This is a genomic window from Arthrobacter sp. TmtSoilC48 (genome assembly GCF_059739425.1).
This window is the reverse complement of record NZ_AP046049.1, coordinates 3,754,372-3,776,593: the sequence shown is the minus strand read 5'-3', so window position 1 is coordinate 3,776,593 and position 22,222 is coordinate 3,754,372. Positions and strand designations below refer to the sequence as shown.

Below are 22,222 nucleotides of genomic sequence, written 5' to 3'. Positions count from 1 at the left end.
CCTCATTGCCCACATCAAAGGCAACGCGGGGTCAGATACGGCCCATAAATCTGGTCGTAATGGGCCGTATCTGACCCCGCGTTGCTTTAGAGCGAGCGGGATTGGACGGTGAAGTCCGTGTTCCCATCCATGCTGAACACAGAAGATCCCGTGTTGTCCCAGTCCGGGAAGAAGATGTCGGAAATAACTGCCGCACCATCCTGGGCGAAGACCTCCACGGACGAGGAATCCAGGAGGATACGCAGGTGGACTTTGCTGTCGCTGCCGGAGGAGGGAAGGGCAACCTCGTGATAGGGGCTGAATTTCTCCGAGAAATTGCTTGTCCCGGCCTTGGAACGGTCAACCTTTACCGTGCGCTTTTCCTTGTTGTAGGAGATACGCAGGCTGGCGCTGCCATCAGCCGATCGACGAAGGAGAATACCTGCTTCCCGCGCGGAGGTAAGGTCCATTTCGAGGTCAATGAGCTGCGTACGGGCGGAGAAATCGGCGCCAAGATCCTGCGCGTCCGGCCCGACGGTGAGGTTTTTGCTCTTCACCTCACCACCGGAACTGTCAGCCATGGTGTTAAGGGCCTGGGTGGCGATCGCCGAGCGGAGCTCCAAGCGCTTTTCGCCCCGTACCAGGGTGAGTTCGCGGGGGATTGCCATGGACCCGCGCCACGGCGTGGTGGGAACGTGTTGGGCGTAATCCCAATTGCCCATCCAGCCAAGGAGCACTGGCTTGCCGCCGGGTGCTCCGGAGATGGAGTTTGCCGCGTAGTAGTCGGCGCCATGGTCCAGCCACTGGGATTCGGTGAGCGGAGCATCGGCGGGCGCGGCGTTTTCAGCCGTAAAACGGGTGCCGTCGAATTCGCCGACGAAGTACTGCATGCCTGAGCCGCCCGCGATGCCGCCGGGGTTGATGCTCAGCAGCATGACCCACTTCTTCGCTGTGGAGCCCTCTACGTCCATCTGGACGAGTTCGGGCACCTCCCAGAGTCCGCCCTGGGCGCCGACCCCGGAGAAATCACTGAGGAAGTCCCAGTGCAGAAGATCCGTGGATTTGAACATCTTCACTACCTGCGCGTCCGCCACGACCGTGGTCATCACCCAGTATCGGCCGGGCTCGTACCAAGTGATCTTGGGGTCGCGGAAGTTGTTGTTGGTAGGCGCCAGGTTCAGGACCGGGTTGCCCTTGTACTTCTGCCAGGTGCTTCCGTTGTCCAGGCTGAAGGCCACGGACTGTGCCTGGGCACCTTGGGGGAGTGCGCCGTTCTTTCCATATGCACTGGTGTAGAGGGCCACCATGGGTGGGTTCTGCGCGGACCCCAGCCCGGACGCGTTGTTCTTATCCATCACGATCGAACCGGAGAAGATTTCCTCCTGCGGGCTTGCCTCCATGGCAACAGCCTGCTGTTCCCAGTGCACCAGGTCCGTGCTGGTGGAGTGGCCCCAGGACATGTTGCCCCACGAGTTTCCCCGAGGGTTGTACTGGTAGAAGGCGTGGTAGGTCCCATTGTGGTAAACGAGGCCGTTGGGATCGTTGAGCCAGTTCTTGTCAGCAGTCAGGTGGGCTGCCGGCCGCCATGGATCCGAAGCCGATGGCCGGTGCCCGCCCGTGGCGGGGGCCGACGTCGGGCTTTCAGGTGCTGGAGCAGTGCAGGCAGCGGCGGAAAAGGCGACCACGACGGCGGCACTTGCGGCCAGCAGATGACGGCGGGACAGGCGGGGATTGGGGTAAGTCATGGGGAGAGATCCTGGGGTTGGGGAGTGGCAGGGGTGCCGGCCCTTATGGAGCCCGCACCCCTGCCGTGGCCTTAAGGCCGGGGGTGTTGCGGCCTACTTGTAGAGGCCTTCGCCGCCAACGCGGAGGTTGGTGGGCAGGTAGCCGAACGGGCCGAGGCCGTTCTTGCCGAAGGTGCGGTCAACCTGCGTCACGCCACCCTGGAAGTTCATCTTCACGGTGGGGGACAGGGAGCCGCCGCGGACGCCGTCCACGTTGTCGATGAACGACTGCACGAGGCCGCCAGGCTGTACGTAGTGCGAGTAAGCCTGGAACTGACGGCCGTTCTGGCGCGGGTCCGGACCCTCCGGCGCATTGGCCGGCATGTTCAGGTCCGTGGGGGAGCCCAGGGCCAGGCCGCTGTTGTTCACCGGCTGGAAGTCGGAGCGAACGCCGTTGCCCACGAAGCCGTAGACGCCGTCCGGGCCGCGCATGCCATCCGCGTAGGTGAACTGGTGGCTGATGGTGAACAGGTAGTACTTGTTCTTGCCGTTTTCGTTCTGGATGTAGATCTGCGGACGCTCAGTCTGGTCGTTGACGCAGTTGGCGGACAGGATCGGGGGCAGGAAGCTCCACTTGGTGAGGTCCTTGTTGTCTGCAACTGCCAGGCCCACGTTGGCGGTCTGGTACCAGGCGCCGGTGGTGGTGTTGACCTGGTTCACGGTCTCGGCGTGAGGATCGCCCGGACGGTAGCCGAGGTCTTCCTGCTTGCACTTGTAGTCGCCGCGGTTGCCGCCGGTGTTGCCTTCGAAGACCATGAAGGTTTTGCCCGGGTGCGCCGGGTCCGCGAAGGTGTACGGGTCACGGAAGGCGAAGCCCGGGTTCTGGGCCTTGTTCTGGTACATCTTTCCGTCCGGCTCCAGCAGCTTGGTGTGCTCGAAGCCGTCGAAGGTCACGCCGTCCTGGTTGGCGTGGATGTTGCCCAGGGCCTTGGCGATGACAGCATCCGGAGCGATGCCGCCGCCACCGGCGTTGCGCTCAGCGACGTCGTAGAACGTGGTGGCCGTGTAGAAGACGTTGATCTTGTTGCCCTGCATGAGGCGCGTCGAGCCGGACCACTCGGTGTTGCCGATGGACGTGTTGTCCAGGAACAGGTGTCCGCCGTAGTTCCACTTGTCCTTGGCCGGATCGGCGTTGGTCTTGCGGAAGAAGTACCCGATCCGGGCGTTCCAGTGGCGCTGGTCGAAGCCGTAGCCGGCGTGCCGGTCAGCTACCAGGGAGAAGATGACGTCCCAGCCCTTGTAGCTGATCTGGTTCGCGTTCTCGTCTGTCAGGGACCAGGTGTCCCAGACCCAGACGTCGTCGTTCATGGCGGGGAAGTCCTTGGGGATTTCCGGCATGGTGACGTCCGGGCTCATGGAGTTCTGGCCCGGAGCAACGTTGGTGTTGCTCTGTGCCATGATCTGCTTGGCGTCTGCCCGCGTCCATTTGGACGTGAAGTCGGCGGCGGGGTCGTACGCCTCCTGCGTGTGGACGGAGGGCAGTGGGAAGCCGGGCGTGGGTGCCGGCATGGTGTTCGACGGCGGGTCGGCCGGCAGGTTGGCCTGCGCGGCCGGGGTCACCAGCAGGATGCTGCCGGCAACGCTGGCTGCGGCTGCGAGGGCGGCTGCCTGTCGCAGACGGCGGCGCGGCCGTGTTGGGGTTGAGTGCGTGTTCATGCTTGCTCTTCTCGCGGAGTGTTGGACTTCGTGGAGTGCTATCAACTCCGGCGTCCGTCGATCCGCTGAAGGCGTCTTCGAGGGACGCCATCGTTTCGAGGTGCGGCGATCCCTTATGGGGTTCTCGCCGCGGTGGTTCCAGTACGTCGACTTACCGGAACGACTCCCACGCTAAACACGTGTGAGGGGTCAAATCAAACAACATTTCACGGCCTTAAATCACTTGTCAGACATATGTGTGCAAGCGTTTACATTCTCCAATGCGCGCGCGTGCCACAACCCAGCGCCTCGATCAAATATGTCGAAATAAAACTGACTTATTCTGAGAATTAACTGTGCGTTTACGCGGGGTCCGTTTGACTTGACGCCCCGCATTTCCTGGCTTATGCGGCAGTCCCCAGCGGGAAACTCCTTCTAAAAGTCCAATCGGTGGACGTAAAATGTGGTAGCGATTCCGGCGCACCCCTCCGAGCCGGACCCCGCCTGGTGTGAGCTGGTGCAGCATGTGTGAGTTACCAAAGCGGCGTTGGCGGTCCTCCCTGACTCCACTGCGGCTGGTCCTCGCCATCCTTGCGTTGGCAGCGATCGTGGCAGGCTGGCTGGTTCCGGATCTTTTATCCGCCGTCCCCATCGGGGCAGGCCTGTTGACCCTGGCCGTTGCCGTCCTCATGCCCGCCATCCGGGAAATCGAACTGGGGGCTTCCCCCAGCATCAAACTCGCGCCCGCCCTCAAAGACCGCGAAGACGAGCTCCGCAGCGTCTTCGAACGGCAGAGGGGGGACATGGAGTACTGTGCCCACTTGCTCTGCGACAACCCGGAAACGGCACGCCGCTTGCTGGAGGCGGCGTGGTCCCAGTCCACCAATGCGTGGAAGGGGCCGGTGACGCCCCAGTTGCGCGTCTACACGCTGTGCGTCTTCGTGGAGCTGCTGAAGAAGCACGAACATTGGCTGCAGAGTCGTGCCGGCCAGACTAAGAAGCCTAAGGCCGGCAAGTCTCCCTTGGCGCGGTTGCCGTACGACGAGAGGGTCGCCGTCGTGCTTCATGTCTTCGCGAACCTGACCGTTGGCGAGATTGCGGGGATGACTGATCGTCCCGCCCTGGAAGTGGGCAAGTCCTTGGCGGCCGCCGAAGAGAAAACCAACCGCCTGGCGTTGGAAGAAGGCCGGCCGTGAGGGACGCCCTGCGGGAGCGGTTGTTGTCCGAGGCTGCGCTTCATGCGCAGACCCACCCGGCCGATCTGGACCGGGCGTTGGGCGAAGGCATGTCCACGATCCGGCGAAGGCTGGTGCGAACCTGGGTGGTGGTGATCGTGGCCGCGGTGCTCGTGGCGGCCGGGCTGGTGGCTGTCCGCGTGCTCCTTGACAGGCAACCAGCAGTGCTGGAATCCATCGCGGTGAGCGCTCCGGCGAGCTCGCTCCAACCCGGGGCCATTCTTCAGTTGTCCGCGGAAGCGACCTACAGCGACGGCACGCGGCGCCCGTTACAGGATGGCGTCGAGTGGGCCTCGGACAACCTCGCGGTGGCCGAAACCACAGCCGATGGCCAGGCGACGGCGGTCGCGCCGGGTGTCGCTGGCCTGACTGCGACGGTCGACGGCGTCTCCGGACGCTTCGAGCTCAAGGTCACCACGCCGGGAACGGCCTCGCTCACGGCCCTGCGCATCACTCCTGGTGACGCTGAAACAAATCCTGGAGGCAAGGTACCGCTCGTCGCCGAGGGAACGTACAGCGATGGGTCACTCGGAAGGCTCAACGTCACAGCTATTTGGGGGTCCCGTGATCCTGGCATTGCGACCGTGGACGGCGACGGCCTGGTCACCGCCGCAGCTCCGGGCACGGCCATCATCTCCGCATCGCAGGATGGGTTCGAAGCCACCGCACGCATCACCGTCAACCCGGCACCGCCGGCCAAGCTCTCCGGCCTGGCGATTGAGCCCGCCGAACTCACGATCAAACAAGGGCAGACGCACCAAATGACCGCAGTAGCCTCGTACACGGACGGGTCCACCAAACCCGAGTCCAACGTGACCTGGTCCACCAGCAACCCGAAGATCGCAACAATCTCCGCCTCCGGACTCCTGACCGCGCAGGGCATAGGGCAAGTGCTCATCGAAGCCAAGCACGTGGACGCGGATGGCAAGGAATGGAAAGCGCAATCGAAGGTGACCGTGGAGCATGCGGTGATTCGCGTCGTCGTGGGTCCTGCTGGCCCGCACGCACTCGAGCCCGGCGCCACTGTCCAACTGACCGCCACCGTCACGTACAGCGACGGCAAACCCGGGAAGCCGGTCATTGCATGGGCGTCAAGCCGCCCGGTCATCGCCACCGTCAGCAATGGGTTGGTTCGGGGAGGCCCCGTGCAAGGTCAGGTGACCATCACGGCCACGGTGGAAGGCGTGTCCAGCAACGGGGTGGTGGTCAGCGTTGGTCCCACGCTTCCGACCCAGGGGCCGGTAAAGGGCTAGCGCTGCCTTAGAGCTTCGCGATGATCTCCGCCAGCAGCGTGGAAATACGCTTGCCCGCCGCTTGGCCGGCTTCGAGGACCTCGGCGTGGCTCAGCGGAACCGGGCTGATGCCCGCGGCAAGGTTGGTGACCAGCGAGATGCCGAAGACCTCCATGCCTGCATGGCGTCCGGCGATGGCTTCCAACGCCGTGGACATCCCCACGAGGTCAGCGCCGATGCGCTTGGCGTACTGGACCTCGGCAGGCGTCTCGTAGTGGGGGCCGCTGAACTGGGCGTAGACACCCTCCTGCAATGAAGGATCCACCTCGCGGGCCAGCTGCCGGACACGTGAGGAGTAGAGGTCCGTGAGGTCCACGAACGTGGCGCCCTCAAGCGGGGACGTAGCGGTCAGGTTGATGTGGTCGCTGATGAGAACAGGCGTGCCCGGGGTCCACTCCTCGTTGAGGCCACCGCAGCCATTGGTGAGGACCAGCGTCTTGCAGCCCGCGGCTGCGGCGGTGCGCACGCCATGGACCACGGACCGGACACCCTTGCCTTCGTAATAGTGCGTCCTGGCTCCGAGGACCAGGGCGCGCTTTCCTTCCTTGGTCAGGACGGAGCGGATGGTTCCCACATGGCCCACAACGGAAGGCTGATGGAAACCGGGAACCTCCGAGGCATTCAAGGTGGCGGTGGTTTCGCCAATGAGATCGGCAGCTTCGGCCCAGCCGGAACCGAGCACCAAGGCTACGTCGTGGGACTCTACGCCGGTCTCGGCGGCGATGAAGTCCGCCGCGGCCCGGGCAGCTTCGAAGGGGTCTGTGTTCATCAGCTCAGTGTTACTCACTGGTACAAGCTACCTTGCGTGTGCGGCAATTTGGTAGGGACCCGTCCGCGCCGGCGGGTGAGGCTTGGCTGACTGGCAGCCTGCCGTGCAATGAGCGAGAATTGAGGATTGTGACCACCCAAGTTGACTTCAGTTCCCCCCGTATCGCGATTCTGGGAGGTGGTCCCGGAGGATATGAAGCCGCCATGGTGGCCGCGTCCCTTGGCGCAAAAGTCACCATCATCGAGCGGGCAGGCCTTGGCGGCTCCGCCGTGCTGACCGACGTCGTGCCTTCCAAAACCCTTATCGCCACCGCCGACCTCATGACCCGCGTCGGTGAAGCGGACGAGTTGGGCGTCAAATTCGACGGTGACGGTGGCGGCTCCAAGCCCCGCGCCGACCTGAAGCACATCAACGATCGCGTCCTGGATCTGGCCCGTGGACAGTCCCACGACATCCGCACGGGGCTGGAGCGCCTCGGCGTTGAGATTGTGATCGGTTCCGGCAAGTTGCTGGACAACAACACCATCGAGGTGCTGACCCTTGAAGGCGTCCGGACCATCGACGCCGATGCCATCCTGCTGGCCGTAGGCGCGCACCCGCGCGAGCTCCCTACCGCCAAGCCCGACGGCGAACGCATCCTCAACTGGGCCCAGATCTACAACCTCGACGAATTGCCCGAGGAACTGATCGTGGTGGGCTCCGGTGTCACCGGCGCGGAATTCGCCTCTGCCTACAACGGCCTCGGTTCCAAGGTCACGCTGATTTCCAGCCGCGACCAGGTCCTCCCCGGTGAGGACACGGACGCTGCCAAACTGCTGGAAGGCGTGTTCGAGCGCAGGGGCGTACGCGTGTTGTCCCGGTCGCGCGCCAACGCAGTTGAACGGACGGACGACGGCGTGAAGGTCACCCTGGGTGACGGATCGGTGGTTACGGGCTCGCACTGCCTGGTGTGCGTTGGTTCCATCCCCAACACAGCGGGAATCGGGCTTGAGGAAGCCGGGGTGACTTTGACGGAGTCCGGGCACATCAAGGTGGATGGTGTTTCGCGCACCACTGCCCCCAACATCTACGCTGCCGGAGACTGCACCGGCGTGTTCGCGTTGGCCTCCGTCGCTGCCATGCAGGGCCGCATCGCGGTTGCCCACTTCATGGGTGATGGCGTGAAGCCGCTCAAGCTCAACCAGGTGGCGTCCAACATCTTCACCTCCCCGGAAATCGCGTCCGTGGGCGTGTCCGAGGCCGACCTCGCCTCCGGCAAGTACCAGGGCGATGTCGTGATGCTCTCGCTGCTCAGCAACGCCCGCGCCAAGATGCGCAACACCAAGGATGGCTTCGTCAAGATCATCGCCCGCAAGGGTTCCGGCACTGTGATCGGTGGCGTGGTGGTTGGCCCCAACGCTTCCGAGCTCATCTTCCCGATCTCCGTGGCCGTCACGCAGAAACTGCACGTGGACGACGTCGCCAGTGCTTTCACGGTGTACCCGTCACTGACAGGGTCCATCTCGGAGGCAGCGCGGCGCTTGCACGTGCACATGTAGCTGCAAGCCCCTTGGGCGTTCTGTGTTCTTAGGTGCGCAGGGCGGCGACGGCTTCCGCCAAGGACATGCGCAGCGCTGGGCCGTGCCCCGGCAGGATCACATTGGCTTGGATCTTACCCAATGAGCGTGCCGCTGCGAGGGCGGTCTCCGGATTCGAGTGGTACATCCGGTGCAGCATCTGTGGGCCGGACTTCGAACTGATCGGGTGGCCACTGGCAAATGTGTCACCTACGGCGATGGCCTGCGCCCCGGGGATCAGTAGGGCAACGTTGCCTGGGGTGTGACCGGGCAAGAGGATCGCTTCCGGCTGGCCAGGCAGGCTCCGGAGCCTGTCCTCATCCCATGCCTCGGCACGCGTTGCGGGCTCGGCTTGGAGGGCTTTCGCTTGGATGACATGGAGCAGCCAGCGGAAAACACGTGGCCGCCACGCCCGTGCCAGCACCTGGCCGATGGTGACCTGATGCTTTTCCTTGCCCTGCACGTGGGCCAATTCCTCGGGGGAACACAGGATGGGCGTGCCGAACGTCCTGGAGAAGTACGCAGCCGAGCCCGTGTGGTCCACGTGGCCGTGCGTGATGAGCATGGCTTTGGCATCAGCAGGCTCAAGCCCGAGCCCGGTGATCGATTCGAGGACCAGGTCCCTATCGGCAGGGTATCCGCCGTCGATCAGTAGGAAGGCGGACCTGTCCGCGGAGGCCGGGGCATCCCGGAGAATGACCCAGTTGGACGCAGGTCCTTCAACAAAGTGGACGCCGGGCGCGGGTTCGGAGATCTTCACCCCGAAAGTCTAGAAGCCCCGGCAACGAATACGCGGGAAGTATGCGTGCACGCAGGGAAACTTCCCACGAACCCGCAGCTTTCCCGCGAAACCGAGCGAGCTACTCAGGCGGCAGCCGCTTGGAAATGTTTTTCGATGAGCCCCTTGATGTCCTCGTGGCATCCTCCGCAGCCTGTGCCGGCGCGGGTGGCCTTGGAGACCTCGCCCACAGTGCTGCAACCTTCCAACACGGAATCCTCGATGCTGGCGGCACTGACCCCGGCACAACGGCACACCGTGCGCTGGGGATCGTTGCTGGTGGCGCTGCCGGAACCCAACTGGTCAGGGCCGTCCAGGCGAAGCAGCAGGGAACGGTCCGCCGGTAGCTCTGAGGAACGTTCGAAAAGGACGACGAGCTCTGCAGCGGTCCGCGGCATGCCCACGGCTACCAAACCCTCCAACACGCCGCCACGGGTGGTCATCTTGACGTAGCGGCCGTGCTCGGGATCGGCCCACTGGGAGATTTGGCGGCGTGCCCGGCCGGATGCGGCCCCGGCTTCAAGCAGCTCTTCGTCCCACGGATCGGCCTGGTTGTCGCCGGCAAGGGCAAGGTTGATGCCCCGCGCCTTCAGGACCACAACGCCCGGCTTTTCCGTTGGCAGGGCTTCCAGCGCATCCGCGGCTTCCTGGCCGTCTTGTGCCAGGACCACCAAATATTCAGCCAGCCACTCGGCCTGACGCCAGCCCGGGCCTATCAAGCCGGAGGGGCCGGTGGCCGTCCGGCAATCAAGGCAGGAAGCGTCAAGGCAGCGGACCTCTGCACAATCGCCGATCGCGAACATGTGCGGCTCGTGGTACGTGCGGAGATGGTGGTCCACCAGGATCCCAGCGCCGGTCGGAAGGCCACAGCCTTCAGCCAGCTCGATCCGCGGGCGGACTCCACAGGAGAGGACCAGCAGGTCGCCGTCGATCGCCGAGCCGTCTTCCAGCAGCAGCGCAGAGAAGCTTCCGCCGGGGCCAGCGGTTTCCACGCCGGTAGACCTGGCATTGCCGGCCATCCGGACGCCGCCCGCACGAAGGCTGCTCGTCAGGACGGAACCGCTGCCGCGGTCAATGCTGCGGCCCAAAGGGAAGGGGCCGTTATGGACCACCGTTGCCTGGGCGCCTTCCTCCGCGGCGGCGAGGGCGGTTTCCAGGCCAAGGACGCCACCACCCAGGACCACGACGCGCTTGCCGCCGGCCACAGCTTCGCGGAGCACCGCGGCATCGCGAAGATCGCGCAGGGCAGTGACACCTGCCGGAAGCACGGGGCCAGAAGGATCGGGGTTCAACCCGGTGAGGTTGGGAATGACGGGCCGGGAGCCGGTGGCAAACACCAGACGGTCGTAGTGTTCATTGGTGCCGTCGGAGAGAATCACCTGCTGGCGTGCGCGGTCAATCCTCTTGACCTTGACACCCAACCGCACGTCAACGCCGTCGGCCTCCAGTTCAACAGCGTCGGCCATGGCCAGGGCTTCAGGAGTGGTCCGTCCGACGCCGAGTTCTGCAACCATGACACGGTTGTAAGCGGCCTCAGCTTCCTGTCCGACCACCAGAAGTTGCACGAGTCCTGTACGGACCGCGGGAAGCAGTTCGTCCACCAGTCGCGCAGCAACCGGACCGAATCCAACAACAACAATGCGCTCGCTCATGATGCCTCCTTGGCGTGCAGGGGCAGCCCGGATCCGGCAGGCACAGCGACTGGAGCCGCTGACACTGTGGTGGACGCTGCCCGCCGGACCCATACCCGGCTGGTCTTGAACTCCGGCATGCCGGAAATGGGATCGGTGACCGCCTCCGTGAGGCGGTTGGCGTTTTCCTGGCCCGGGAAATGGAACGGCAGGAACACAGTGTCCGGGCGGACCGAATTGCTAAGCTCCGCCCGGCACAGGACCTCGCCGCGCTGGTTGGTCACGGTTGCGTAATCGCCGTCGGCAATGCCACGCGCCGCGGCCGTGCCAGGGTGAATCAGGAGTTTGGCCTGTGGCTGGGAAGCCAGCAGCTCGCTCACGCGGCGGGTCTGGGCGCCGGACTGGTAGTGCTCCAGGAGGCGGCCAGTGGCGAGTGCCAGGGAGTCGTCCGCAAACGAACGTACAGCACGCTTGGAAGGGGTAACCGGGACCATCACGGCGCGGCCATCGGCATGGGCGAATCCGTCAGTGAAGAGGCGCGGCGTTCCCTGGCTGCCCACGGGGTACGGCCAGTAGGCAGCCTCGCCGCGATCCAGCATGTCGTAGTCGATACCGGAGTAATCAGCCAGACCGCCAGCCGAGGCCAAGCGCAGTTCCTCGAACACTGTCTCGGGGTCGTCACTGAACGTGGAGGGTGCTTCCAGCATCCCGGCGAGCCGGGACATGAGCCACAGTTCGTTGCGAACACCCGGGGGAGGGGTGAGTGCCCGGCGGCGGCGGATCACGCGGCCCTCGAGGTTGGTCAGCGTGCCCTCTTCCTCGGCCCACTGGGTGACGGGGAGAACGAGGTCGGCTTCAACGGCCGTCTCGGACATGAAGAAGTCGCACACCACCAGGAAGTCCAGGCTGCGAAGTCCCTGGGTCACCGCGTTGGTATCCGGCGCCGAAACCACAACGTTGGCGCCATGCACGAAAAGGCAACGGACGCCGTCGGGCTGTCCCAGGGACTTAAGAAGCTCGACGGCGGGCAAGCCGGCTCCCGGGATCAGTGACTCGTCGACGCCCCAGACCTTGGCGACGTGGGCGCGTGCGGCGGGGTCGGTGATCTTGCGGTAGCCGGGGAGTTGATCGGCCTTCTGGCCGTGCTCGCGGCCACCCTGGCCGTTGCCTTGGCCGGTCAGCGTGCCGTAGCCGCTGCGGGCCGAGCCCGGCAGGCCAAGGAGCAGGCTGAGGTTGATGGCTGCGGTTGCGGTGTCAGTTCCATCGACGTGCTGTTCCACTCCACGGCCGCTGAGGATATAGCTCCCGCCGTTGCGGGCGCCCTGGGCCAGACGCCGGGCGGTTTCGCGGATGAGGGTGGCCGGGACGCCGGTGATGGACTGGACGCGCTCGGGCCAGAAGGCGTTGAGGCTGCGAACCACGGCGGCATAGCCCTTGGTGTTTGCCTCGATATAGCTCGTGTCAGCCAGGCCTTCGTGGACCACAACGTGGCTGATGCCCAAAAGGAGGGCCAAATCTGTGCCGGGCGTTGGCTGCAAATGGATGCCCCCGCCGTCGCCCGTGAACGCTGCCGTCGCCGAACGGCGCGGATCCACCACGATCAGCCCACCGGCGTCGCGCGCGCCCTGAAGGTGCTGGACGAACGGAGGCATGGTCTCGGCGACGTTGGAGCCGAGCATGAGGATCACGGAAGCGGAGTCCAGATCAGTGACGGGGAAGGGGAGGCCGCGGTCAACGCCGAAGGCGCGGTTGCCTGCCGCTGCCGCCGAAGACATGCAGAAGCGGCCGTTGTAATCGATGCGTGAGGTGCGCAGTGCCAGCCGGGCGAACTTGCCCAGCATGTACGCCTTCTCGTTGGTGAGGCCGCCGCCACCGAAAACTCCGACGGCGTCGTTTCCGTACTGCTTCTGGGTGTCCTTCACAGCAGCGGTGACAAGCATGAGGGCCTGGTCCCACGAAATCGGCCGGTGGACGCCGTCGGATCCTTTGAGCATTGGTTCGGTGACGCGGCCGTTGTGACGCAACAACGACGCCGATGTCCAGCCTTTGCGGCACAGCCCGCCCCGGTTGGTGGGGAAGTCGCGCCCTGAAACTTCCAGGGGCACGGCAACTTCACCGCGCATCGCGGGTGTGGCAGGGCTTGCCGGTGCTGCCTCGGACGAGGACGCCGGCGCTGGGCCGCCGGCTGCCGAAGCAGCCGGGGCCAGCGTCATGGCGCACTGGAGCGCGCAGTACGGGCAGTGGGTATCGGCGCCGTTGGGCATCTAGATGTGTCCGATCGTGTTGCGCTTCTGGGCGGGGCGGATGTAGCAGGCCCAGCAGACGGTGAGCATCAGGACGTAGGCTCCAACGAATCCGTAGAACGCCGGGGTGTAAGAGCCGCTTGCTGTGTTCGATGCGTTCAGCACCTGGGGGATCACGAATCCGCCGTAGGCACCGATCGCCGAGATCAGGCCCAGTGAGGAGGAAGCCAACCGTGCCGTGGTGGTGCTCGGGGCACCTGCGCGGGCTGCCCGGCTGGAGGTCGCGAAGATCACCGGGATCATGCGGTACGTTGCACCGTTACCGAATCCGCTGGCTACGAAGAGCAGCAGGAACAGGGTCAGGAAGAGCCAGAAGTTCTTCAGCGGAAGGGTCCAGATCATGGTCAACGTGATGACGGCCATTGAAGCGAACGAGGTAATGGTCATCCGGGCGCCGCCCATGCGGTCTGCCATGCGTCCGCCGTAGGGGCGGGCCAGGGAACCGACCAGCGGGCCGAGGAATGCCAGGGACAAGGCCACCGCACCGACGTGGATGGAGGAGAAATCGGGGAAGTAGTCCTTGATCAGTTTCGGGAAGACGCCGGCGAAGCCGATGAAGGAACCGAACGTGCCGATGTAAAGGAACGCCATGATCCACAGGTGCGGTTCTTTGAGGGCCGCAACGGATCCGGCCACGTCACCCTTGGCGCTGGTGAGGTTGTTCATGTACTTCCAGGCACCGAAGGCCGCGATCAGGATCAGCGGGATCCAGATGATGCCGGCCATGGGGAGGTTGACCGTTCCAGCTGCAAGCAGGGTGATGGCGATGGGAACCACAAGCTGGGCGATGGCGGCACCCAGGTTTCCGCCCGCGGCGTTCAGCCCGAGGGCCCAGCCCTTTTCGCGTGCCGGGTAGAAGAAGGTGATGTTGGCCATCGAGCTGGCGAAGTTGCCTCCGCCGAAGCCAGCGAGGGCTGCAACCAGGAGCATGACACCGAACGGAGTTTCCGGATTGGAAACACAGATCGCCAAGCCGCTGGCGGGAATCAGGAGGAGCAGTGCCGAGACGATGGTCCAGTTGCGGCCACCGAACTTAGGCACCATGAAGGTGTAGGGGATTCGCAGCGTGGCGCCTACGAGGCTGGGGATGGAGATGAGCCAGAAGATCTGGTTGGTGTCGAACTTGAATCCTGCTGCGGGGAGCTGGACGACAACGATCGACCAGAGCTGCCATACGACAAAGCCGAGGAATTCGGCGAAGATCGACCAGTACAGATTGCGCTTGGCGATGGACCGGCCTTCGGCTTCCCACTGGCCCTTGTCCTCGGCATCCCAGTTGGCGATCCAGCGCCCGGGGCGGTGTTCAAGGGTGGGAACGGCGGTAGCAGTGGACTGGGTGGGGGCCAGTTCTTCTGCAGTGCGGTCAACAGTCACGGAGTGCCTCCTTTGGGGGACGTTGTTCTTCCAAGGTAGGTTTCACGCGTTTCGCGGACCGTCGCCCTTTGTAAACGTGCTGTGACATTTCCCTATCGGCGGGGTCACCAGCGCGTGAGGCAATGGTGAGGTAGTGTGGCCCGGACCACAGTGTGAGACTTTTCGACTAGTCCGCATAGTGGACTTAGTTGTCCAGTCAATGGACTGCGGGAACTATTATTGAACTCTCGAATAATCCTTCGCCGGGCAGGCTCCCAGGGCCATCGGCCGGTGTGAACGAAAGCTGCTACTACATGTCTTCGACTGCTACGTCCAAGGAAGGCGAGTACACCAAGCCAGTGAACTCGCGGGGCAAAGTGATCTTCGCCAGCCTGATCGGCACGACGATCGAGTTCTACGACTTCTACGCCTATGCCACTGCGTCAGTGCTCGTCTTCCCCAAGCTCTTCTTCCCCGACGCCACTGACATCAATGCGCTGCTCAGTGCGTTCGCCATCTTCGGTGTTGCCTTCTTCGCCCGTCCCATCGGCGCCGTCGTCTTTGGCCACTTTGGTGACAAGATCGGCCGCAAGGGCACCCTGGTTGCCTCGCTGTTGACCATGGGTATCGCAACGTTCCTGATCGGACTCCTGCCCACGGCATCCATGCAGGGGTGGGCGATCCTGGCCCCGATCATGTTGGTAATCCTGCGCTTCTTCCAGGGCCTGGCTTTGGGTGGTGAATGGTCCGGTGCAGCTTTGCTGGCAACCGAGAATGCCCCCGAGGGCAAGCGTGCCATCTATGGAACGTTCCCGCAGCTGGGTGCCCCTATTGGCTTCATCATCGCCAACGTGATCTTCATCTGGATGAACGTTGCCCTGTCGGCCGAAGAATTCCTCGCTTGGGGTTGGCGTGTTCCGTTCATCCTTAGCGCAGTCCTGGTCATCGTGGGCCTCTACGTTCGCCTGAAGCTGGTGGAGAGCGTGTCCTTCACCAAGGTGATCGAACAGGAAAAGGTCCAGAAGCTGCCCCTCGCCGCGACCCTCAAGAGCCACTGGCGTCCGGTCCTGGCCGGCACTTTCATCATGTTCGCCACCTACGTGCTCTTCTACATCATGACCACGTTCACGCTGTCCTACGGCACCAAGCCAACCCTGGCCGGCGCCCAGGCCGCGGCCGAAAAGGCCGGCAAGCCCATGACGGCGGACCAGATTGCGGCGTTTGTTCCCGGTCTGGGCATCACCCGGTCCGACTTCCTCTGGATGCTGATCATCGGCGTCGTGTTCTTTGGTATCTTCACCGTGGTTTCCGGCCCTCTGGCCGAGAAATGGGGCCGCCGCAAGTTCCTGCTCGGCGTCACCGCCGGGATCTTCGGATTCGGTGCGCTGTGGTTCACCATGTTTGGCCCCGGCCAGGCAGCAGCCATGGTTGGCCTCATTGTGGGCTTCACCCTCATGGGCCTGACCTTCGGCCCCATGGCAGCCATCCTGCCCGAGCTGTTCCCGGCCAACGTCCGTTACACCGGTTCTGCTGTGGCGTACAACCTGTCTTCCATGATCGGAGCGGCCCCCGCCTCGTTCGTCGCCATCGCTCTCTGGTCGGCAGCCAACGGCAGCACCTGGCTGGTGGGCGTGTACATGGCAATCGCCGCCATAGTCACTTTCGTGGCGCTCTGGTTCACTCGCGAAACCAAAGACATGGACTACGAGAACAACGTCGCCTGACCTTGGGGACATTAACGACGTCGGCCCCGCACCGGAAGGTGCGGGGCCGACGTCGTTAAGCTGGCTTAGTCCTCGATGCTCGCTTAGTCCTCAATCGTTGCGATGACAGCGCCTGCAGCGACCGTCTCACCGGCGCTGGCTGCGAGGCCACGAACTGTGCCGGACTTATGGGCCGTCAATGGCTGCTCCATCTTCATGGCTTCCAGGACAACGATCAGATCGCCCTCGGCCACGACGTCGCCGTCGGCAGCTGCGACCTTGACGATGGTGCCCTGCATCGGCGAGGTCAGCGCATCCCCGCCGGCGGCAGCGGCTGCAGCCCCTGCCGAGCGGGAACGCTTCTTGGACTTGCCCGATTTGGTGCCCGAGCCGCTGGAAACAGCGGCGACGCTGGCGCCCAAGCCGGACGGCAGAACGACCTCAAGCCGCTTGCCGCCAACCTCGACGACGACGCGCTGGCGCTCACCGGCGTCGGGCGTTTCCGCACCCGCGCCGCTGGCCGTCCACGCGGGGATGTTGTTGACGAACTCGGTCTCGATCCAGCGGGTGTGGACCTTGAACGGGCCATCTGCCGGTGCGAAGTCGGGATCGGTGACCACTGCCAGGTCGAAGGGGATGACGGTGGGAATGCCTTCCACCACCATCTCCTCAAGGGCACGGCGCGAGCGCTGGAGGGCTTGCTCGCGGGTGGCGCCGGTGACGATCAGCTTGGACAGCATGGAGTCGAAGTTTCCGCTGATGACGTCGCCCTGCTCAATGCCGGAGTCCACGCGGATGCCCGGGCCAGTGGGGTTCTTCAACGTGCTGACCGTGCCGGGCGCGGGCATGAAGTTGCGGCCAGGGTCTTCGCCGGTGATGCGGAACTCGAAGGAGTGGCCGCGGACCTCGGGGTCCTCGTAGCCAAGTACTTCGCCGCGCGCAATGCGGAATTGTTCGCGTACGAGGTCGATGCCCGTAACTTCCTCGGAAACACAATGCTCCACCTGGAGGCGGGTGTTGACCTCGAGGAAGGAGATGGTGCCGTCCTGGCCCACGAGGAACTCGCAAGTACCCGCGCCGAGGTAGTTGGCTTCTTTCAGTATGGCCTTGGAGGATTCGTAGAGCCGCTTGTTCTGCTCCTCGCTGAGGTACGGAGCCGGGGCTTCCTCGACGAGTTTCTGGTTGCGGCGTTGCAGTGAGCAGTCGCGGGTGGAGACGACGACGACGTTGCCGTATGCATCCGCCAGGCACTGCGTCTCGACGTGGCGCGGGGCGTCCAGGAAGCGCTCGATAAAGCACTCGCCGCGGCCGAAAGCTGCAATGGCCTCACGGACTGCGGATTCGTACAGCTCCGGAATTTCTTCCATGGTGCGGGCAACCTTGATGCCGCGTCCGCCACCGCCAAAAGCAGCCTTAATGGCGATGGGCAAGCCGAATTCCTCGGCAAACTTCAGGATCTCGTCCGCGTCCTGGACGGGGTCGGCGGTGCCGGGAACCAATGGGGCGCCCACCTTTTCGGCGATGTGGCGCGCCTGTACCTTGTCTCCCAAGGCAGAGATCGCCTCGGGGGAGGGGCCGATCCAGGTGATGCCGGCCTCGATCACTTTGGCAGCGAACTCTGCGTTTTCGGCGAGGAAACCGTACCCGGGGTGGATCCCATCAGCGCCCGCCTGCTTGGCGACGTCGATGATCTTGTCCATGACCAGATACGACTCAGCCGCGGTGTTGCCGCCAAGGGCATACGCTTCGTCGGCGAGGCGGACATGCAGGGCGTCACGGTCCGGGTCTGCGTAGACGGCTACGGAGGCGATGCCTTCGTCCCGGGCGGCTCGGATGATGCGGACCGCGATTTCGCCGCGGTTGGCAATCAAGACCTTGGTAAGAGGGCTGGAAATGGGCTGCGCCGGGTTAGCTGACAAGTTGTTGACTCCTTCTGTCCTTGAGGAGCCTAGCGTGATTGTGAGGGTTCCGCCCATATTGATGGGGGATTCCGTGTGTGAGGCGATGTTCCTTTGTAGGGTTGCTACAAATCGCTTCTACTGGTGCGCGTCCCACAGTTCGGTGATTCCAACGTTCGCGTGGACCAGCAGTTCGCGCAGGGTAGAGATGGAAAGCCCGACGACGGCGTGCGGGTCGCCGTCCACCTTGCGGATAAATGCGCCGCCCAGGCCGTCGATGGTGAACGAGCCCGCGCAGTGCAGCGGTTCTCCGGTGGCAATGTAGGCGTCGATGTCGTCCGCCGTCATCTCAACGAAGTGAACCTCGGCACTCGACACAGAGCCGACCGTCGCTCCCGTTCCGTCCGCGGGCTCGTTCTCGTCCACGTCGGCTGCGGTGTCCCGGCAATCAACAAGCCAGTGACCCGTGTGCAGCACACCCTTGGAGCCGCTCATGCGCAGCATCCGCTCGCGGGCGACCTCCGCCGTGTAGGGCTTGCCGTGGGACTCGCCGTCGAACTCGAAAACCGAATCGCAGCCGATCACCAGGGCGCCCTCGGCCTCGGGTAGCGCGGCCACGGCTTCAGCCTTTGCCCGGGCCAGCAGCAGCGCAGTGTCGTGCGCGTCCGTGACGCCGTAGTGCGCCTGCACCGCGTCCTCATCCACGTCCGAGACGAGGATGTCGTGCTGGATTCCCGCTTCCCTCAGCAACTTGGTGCGGGCAGGGGATTGCGAGGCAAGGATCAATCGGGTCACCGTCCCAGCCTAATACGTTGTTCTCTCACTTCCTGCCCGTTTTCTGCGGATGCTCGCTCACTTCCTGTCGGTTTTGGGGGGATGCTCGCTCACTTCCTGTCGGTTTTGGGGGGATGTTCTCTCACATCGCCTACGCTGGTCGAATGCTGCTGCTCGTGGACCTGGACAACACCTTGGTCGACAGGACTTCGGCTTTCGCTTACTGGGCTACGAATTTCGTGCGCTCGCTTGGCAGGCCGCATTCTGATGCAGCATGGCTTATCACTGCAGACCGGGATGGTTATGAGCCGAGGGGATCCTTGGCTCTTGCCATCAAACAGCGTTTTCGCATGGACCTTGGAATCGAAGCCCTGGTAGACACCTTGCTCTTTGAGCATGTGGAACTGATGACCATGGATCCGCGTACGCGCATCGCACTGAGGGAGGCGCGGGAGGCCGGCTGGAGGATTGGCATCGTCACGAATGGGGCCACGGCTCAGCAGACAAAGAAGATCGAACACCTAGGAATTGAACCCTACGTCGATTGCGTCGTGATTTCCGAGGCTGTTGGCATGAAGAAGCCTGATGCTGGGATTTTTCGGCTGGCGGCGCAGGAATTGGGTTGCGATCTGACTGATGGCTGGATGGTGGGAGATCATCCCATCGCCGATATCTCGGGTGGACGCGCGGCGCGATTAAAGACCGGTTGGGTCTCCCGCGGGCAGGAATGGCCCAACGACGTGCCGCCGCCGACCCTCACTCGCCGCACGGCTGCCGAGGTTATCAATGCTCTGATTCGGCTCGACGCCAGAAACGCCCGACGTCGGCTCCAAGGTTGAGCGCCGACGTCGGACGTTCTGCAGGATGTGAGAGAGGCACGGTCAGATTGGGGGTGGATGTGAGAGAGGGCCGGTCAGATTGGTGGTGGATGTGAGAGAGGGACGGTCAGATTGGGGGTGGATGTGAGAGAGGGCCGGTCAGATTGGTGGTGGATGTGAGCGAGGATCAGTGGACCAGTTCCTCGGAGCCGGCCGTGCGGCGGTCGCTCCGGTTCAGTTTGGCGCCTTCGACGTCCACATCCGGCAGGATGCGCTGCAACCACTTGGGCAGCCACCAGGCCTTCTCGCCAAGCAGGTACATGACGGCGGGAACGATTGTCATGCGGACGACGAACGCATCGATGAGCACACCGAACGCCATCGCGAAGCCCAACGGCCGCACCATGGTGAGGTGGCTGAAAATGAAGCCGGAGAACACACTGACCATGATGATCGCGGCTGCGGTGACCACTGCTGCGGCGTGGCTGAATCCGGTGCGAACGGCGTGTTTAGCGTTCTCACCATGCATAAAGGATTCACGCATGCCCGATGTTATGAACACCTGATAGTCCATCGCGAGGCCAAACAGCACGCCGATCAGGATGATCGGCAGGAAGCTCAGGACGGCGCCCGGGTTGGCGACGTCGAAAATTGCTCCCAACCAGCCCCATTGATAGACGGCCACGACGGCGCCGAATGCGGCGGCCAGTGACAAGAGGAACCCGCCGGTGGCGAGCAGAGGAACCACAATCGAGCGGAAGACGAGCAGCAACAGGATCAGCGAAAGTCCGACGACGATCGCCAAGTACGGCGGCAGTGCAGCCCCGAGCTTTGCGGAGACGTCGATGTTGCCGGCAGTCTGGCCGGTGAGGCCGATGCTGACGTCGAGGTTCTCGCGGATTTGAGTGCCCCTAGCCCGGATGTCGGAAACTACCTGGACTGTGCTGGCGCTGGCTGGGCCTTCTTTGGGAATGACCTGGAAGACGGCCGTGCGGCGATCTTCGCTCAGGGCCACAGGCACGGCCGCCGTGACGTTTTCCACGCTACGCAGCTGTTCCGCGACGTCGAACTGCTTGTTCTTGGCATCGGTTTCGCTGAGCCCCTCCGGGAATTCGGCGACGACGACGATCGGTCCGGTGACGCCTTCGCCGAAGCTGCTGCGCGTGAGGTCGTAGGCTTTGAAGGCTTGCGAATCGACTGGCTCGGATCCGCCGTCGGGAAGTGCCAGACGAAGCTGGGAAGCCGGCAGCGCCAGGGCGCCCAACAGAACCACGCTGGCTACAAGTGAAACCCAAGGATGCCGTGTGACCAAGCCGCCCCAGCCGCTGCTGCTGCGCTTCTCTTCCAGGGCCCGGTCCGCGGCTTCGTGGCCCGGCTCGGCATTGTGCTTCGCGGCCTTGGCCCATGCTCGCTTGGAGATGAGTTTGGGGCCGATCAAAGCCAGAACGGCGGGCGTCAAGGTCAAAGCAACGACGACGGCGACGGCAACTGTCGCTGCGGCGGCAACACCCATGACAGCCAGGAAGGGCAGCCCCGGGACCACGAGTGCCGCCAGCGCGATGATGACGGTGAGACCCGCGAACAGTACGGCGTTGCCTGATGTTCCGGTGGCGAGGGCTGCGGATTCCTCGCCGTCCATTCCGGCGAGGAGCTGGTTGCGGTGGCGGTTGACGATGAACAGGGAGTAGTCGATGCCGACTGCAAGCCCGAGCATCAGGGCAAGCATCGGGGAGATGGAGCTCATGTTGATCACGCCGGTTAGCGCGAATGTTCCGCCGACGCCCACCGCCACGCCGATGAGGGCCATGACGAGGGGCAGGCCGGCTGCGATGAGCGTGCCCAGCATGAGGATCAGAACGAGGGCTGCCACTGCGACACCGACGATCTCCGCCACTCCGAAGATCTGTGAGACGTCTTCGGTGATTTCCTTGCTGGCGTATGCCGTGACACCGGCCGAGGAGACGCCCTGAACAATGTCCTGAACTTGCTTGCGGACGGCGGGATCAACGGCATTGATGGAAGTCTTGAATTGGACCTGGGCGATGGCGGCCTTGTTGTCAGTGGACACGAAGCGCATGCCTTGGGAGGCCTCCAGTTGGCGCTTTCCCAAGGCCAACGCGGTGGCTCCGTCTGCTGCTTCCTTGGCACCGGCGTCGAGCTTTGCTTTGTTGGCGGCGAGTTCGGCACGCTGAGGCGCAAGTTGGGCCTCGATTTGTGCCGGCGTGAGGCCTGTTGCGGTCATCTGCTGTTCCGCACCGGCAAGCTGGGCTTCGCCCGCTTCCAGCTGGGCACGGGCTGCGTCCAGCTGGGTCTTGCCTTCGGCAGCCTTCGCTTCGCCATCGGCGATGTCGGCCGCGGCCTTGTCCAGCTGCTCCTGCGTGGTGAACGGATTCACCGTTCCCTGCACGTCCGGCATGGCTTCAAGCTTGGTGAGCGCAGTGGCAACGGCGTCCTTCTTGGCTTGGTCAAAACCGGAGTCGCCGGCGTCGAAGGCCACGCTCGCCGAGCCGCCGGACGCGTCGGGCAGGGCTTCTTTGAGTTTGTCGGCCATCCTCTGCGTTTCCGTGCCGGGGATGCTGAAGTTGTTGGACATGGTGCCGTGGAACGCGGCGGCCGAACCTCCCACGGCCAGGAGGACTGCCAGCCACAGCGAGATGACGAGCCAGCGGCGGCGGTAGGAAAACTTGCCGAGACGGTAGAGGAACGAGGCCATG

Annotated in this window: 15 protein-coding genes; 5 read left to right on the top strand and 10 right to left on the bottom strand. The window is 63.9% G+C overall.

What is annotated here, in order from left to right; translation table 11 throughout:
- Nucleotides 1-86 precede the first annotated feature (86 nt).
- Both AC6I97_RS17435 and AC6I97_RS17430 read right to left on the bottom strand, forming a co-directional pair.
- Nucleotides 87-1,724, bottom strand: a complete 1,638-nt coding sequence (locus tag AC6I97_RS17435) for a glycoside hydrolase family 32 protein (RefSeq protein ID WP_497945561.1) — start codon at nucleotides 1,722-1,724, stop codon at nucleotides 87-89.
- 93 nt (nucleotides 1,725-1,817) lie between these two features.
- Nucleotides 1,818-3,419, bottom strand: coding sequence for a glycoside hydrolase family 68 protein (locus AC6I97_RS17430; protein ID WP_224166879.1), 1,602 nt, complete (start codon nucleotides 3,417-3,419; stop codon nucleotides 1,818-1,820).
- Nucleotides 3,420-3,922: 503 nt separating this feature from the next.
- Here AC6I97_RS17430 and AC6I97_RS17425 point away from each other — a divergent pair.
- Together AC6I97_RS17425 and AC6I97_RS17420 are read left to right on the top strand one after the other, a co-directional pair.
- The gene (locus AC6I97_RS17425; RefSeq protein WP_497945560.1) at nucleotides 3,923-4,594 is read left to right on the top strand and encodes a hypothetical protein; all 672 of its coding nucleotides are present in this window, start codon (nucleotides 3,923-3,925) and stop codon (nucleotides 4,592-4,594) included.
- Nucleotides 4,591-5,886, top strand: a complete 1,296-nt coding sequence (locus AC6I97_RS17420; RefSeq protein ID WP_497945559.1) for an Ig-like domain-containing protein — start codon at nucleotides 4,591-4,593, stop codon at nucleotides 5,884-5,886. The genes AC6I97_RS17425 and AC6I97_RS17420 overlap by 4 nt, the downstream gene beginning before the upstream one ends.
- 7 nt (nucleotides 5,887-5,893) lie before the next feature.
- On the opposite strand, the gene AC6I97_RS17415 is transcribed toward AC6I97_RS17420, so the two are convergent.
- On the bottom strand, nucleotides 5,894-6,694 hold the full coding sequence (locus AC6I97_RS17415) for a purine-nucleoside phosphorylase (RefSeq protein ID WP_224091904.1): 801 nt from the start codon (nucleotides 6,692-6,694) through the stop codon (nucleotides 5,894-5,896).
- A 128-nt stretch (nucleotides 6,695-6,822) separates the two neighbouring features.
- Here AC6I97_RS17415 and AC6I97_RS17410 point away from each other — a divergent pair, with 128 nt between their 5' ends.
- Nucleotides 6,823-8,232 (top strand): NAD(P)H-quinone dehydrogenase, encoded by a 1,410-nt coding sequence (locus AC6I97_RS17410; protein ID WP_224091906.1) that lies wholly within the window; start codon nucleotides 6,823-6,825, stop codon nucleotides 8,230-8,232.
- A 28-nt stretch (nucleotides 8,233-8,260) separates the two neighbouring features.
- On the opposite strand, the gene AC6I97_RS17405 is transcribed toward AC6I97_RS17410, so the two are convergent.
- The 4 genes from AC6I97_RS17405 to AC6I97_RS17390 all read right to left on the bottom strand — a co-directional run bounded on the left by AC6I97_RS17405 (nucleotide 8,261) and on the right by AC6I97_RS17390 (nucleotide 14,336).
- Complete coding sequence (locus AC6I97_RS17405) at nucleotides 8,261-9,010, bottom strand: MBL fold metallo-hydrolase (protein ID WP_497945558.1); 750 nt, start codon at nucleotides 9,008-9,010, stop codon at nucleotides 8,261-8,263.
- A 104-nt stretch (nucleotides 9,011-9,114) separates the two neighbouring features.
- Nucleotides 9,115-10,680, bottom strand: coding sequence for an FAD-dependent oxidoreductase (locus AC6I97_RS17400; protein WP_497945557.1), 1,566 nt, complete (start codon nucleotides 10,678-10,680; stop codon nucleotides 9,115-9,117).
- Entirely contained in the window at nucleotides 10,677-12,923 is a 2,247-nt protein-coding gene (locus AC6I97_RS17395) for a molybdopterin oxidoreductase family protein (protein ID WP_497945556.1), read from the bottom strand. The genes AC6I97_RS17400 and AC6I97_RS17395 overlap by 4 nt, the downstream gene beginning before the upstream one ends.
- On the bottom strand, nucleotides 12,924-14,336 hold the full coding sequence (locus AC6I97_RS17390) for an MFS transporter (RefSeq protein ID WP_224091923.1): 1,413 nt from the start codon (nucleotides 14,334-14,336) through the stop codon (nucleotides 12,924-12,926).
- Nucleotides 14,337-14,629: 293 nt separating this feature from the next.
- Here AC6I97_RS17390 and AC6I97_RS17385 point away from each other — a divergent pair, with 293 nt between their 5' ends.
- Nucleotides 14,630-16,039 carry an MFS transporter gene (locus tag AC6I97_RS17385; RefSeq protein ID WP_497945555.1) on the top strand — a complete coding sequence of 470 codons (1,410 nt, stop codon included), beginning with the start codon at nucleotides 14,630-14,632 and terminating at the stop codon, nucleotides 16,037-16,039.
- An 83-nt stretch (nucleotides 16,040-16,122) separates the two neighbouring features.
- Here the strand turns inward: AC6I97_RS17385 and AC6I97_RS17380 are convergent, their stop codons facing one another.
- Entirely contained in the window at nucleotides 16,123-17,994 is a 1,872-nt protein-coding gene (locus AC6I97_RS17380; RefSeq protein WP_224091928.1) for an acetyl/propionyl/methylcrotonyl-CoA carboxylase subunit alpha, read from the bottom strand.
- 60 nt (nucleotides 17,995-18,054) lie between these two features.
- Nucleotides 18,055-18,711, bottom strand: coding sequence for a Maf family protein (locus AC6I97_RS17375; protein ID WP_224166883.1), 657 nt, complete (start codon nucleotides 18,709-18,711; stop codon nucleotides 18,055-18,057).
- A gap of 155 nt (nucleotides 18,712-18,866) precedes the next feature.
- On the opposite strand from AC6I97_RS17375, the gene AC6I97_RS17370 reads away from it, so the two are divergent.
- Entirely contained in the window at nucleotides 18,867-19,529 is a 663-nt protein-coding gene (locus AC6I97_RS17370; RefSeq protein WP_497945554.1) for an HAD family hydrolase, read from the top strand.
- Between the two features lie 166 nt (nucleotides 19,530-19,695).
- Here the strand turns inward: AC6I97_RS17370 and AC6I97_RS17365 are convergent, their stop codons facing one another.
- Nucleotides 19,696-22,221 carry an MMPL family transporter gene (locus AC6I97_RS17365; RefSeq protein WP_497945553.1) on the bottom strand — a complete coding sequence of 842 codons (2,526 nt, stop codon included), beginning with the start codon at nucleotides 22,219-22,221 and terminating at the stop codon, nucleotides 19,696-19,698.
- Nucleotide 22,222: the final 1 nt, after the last annotated feature.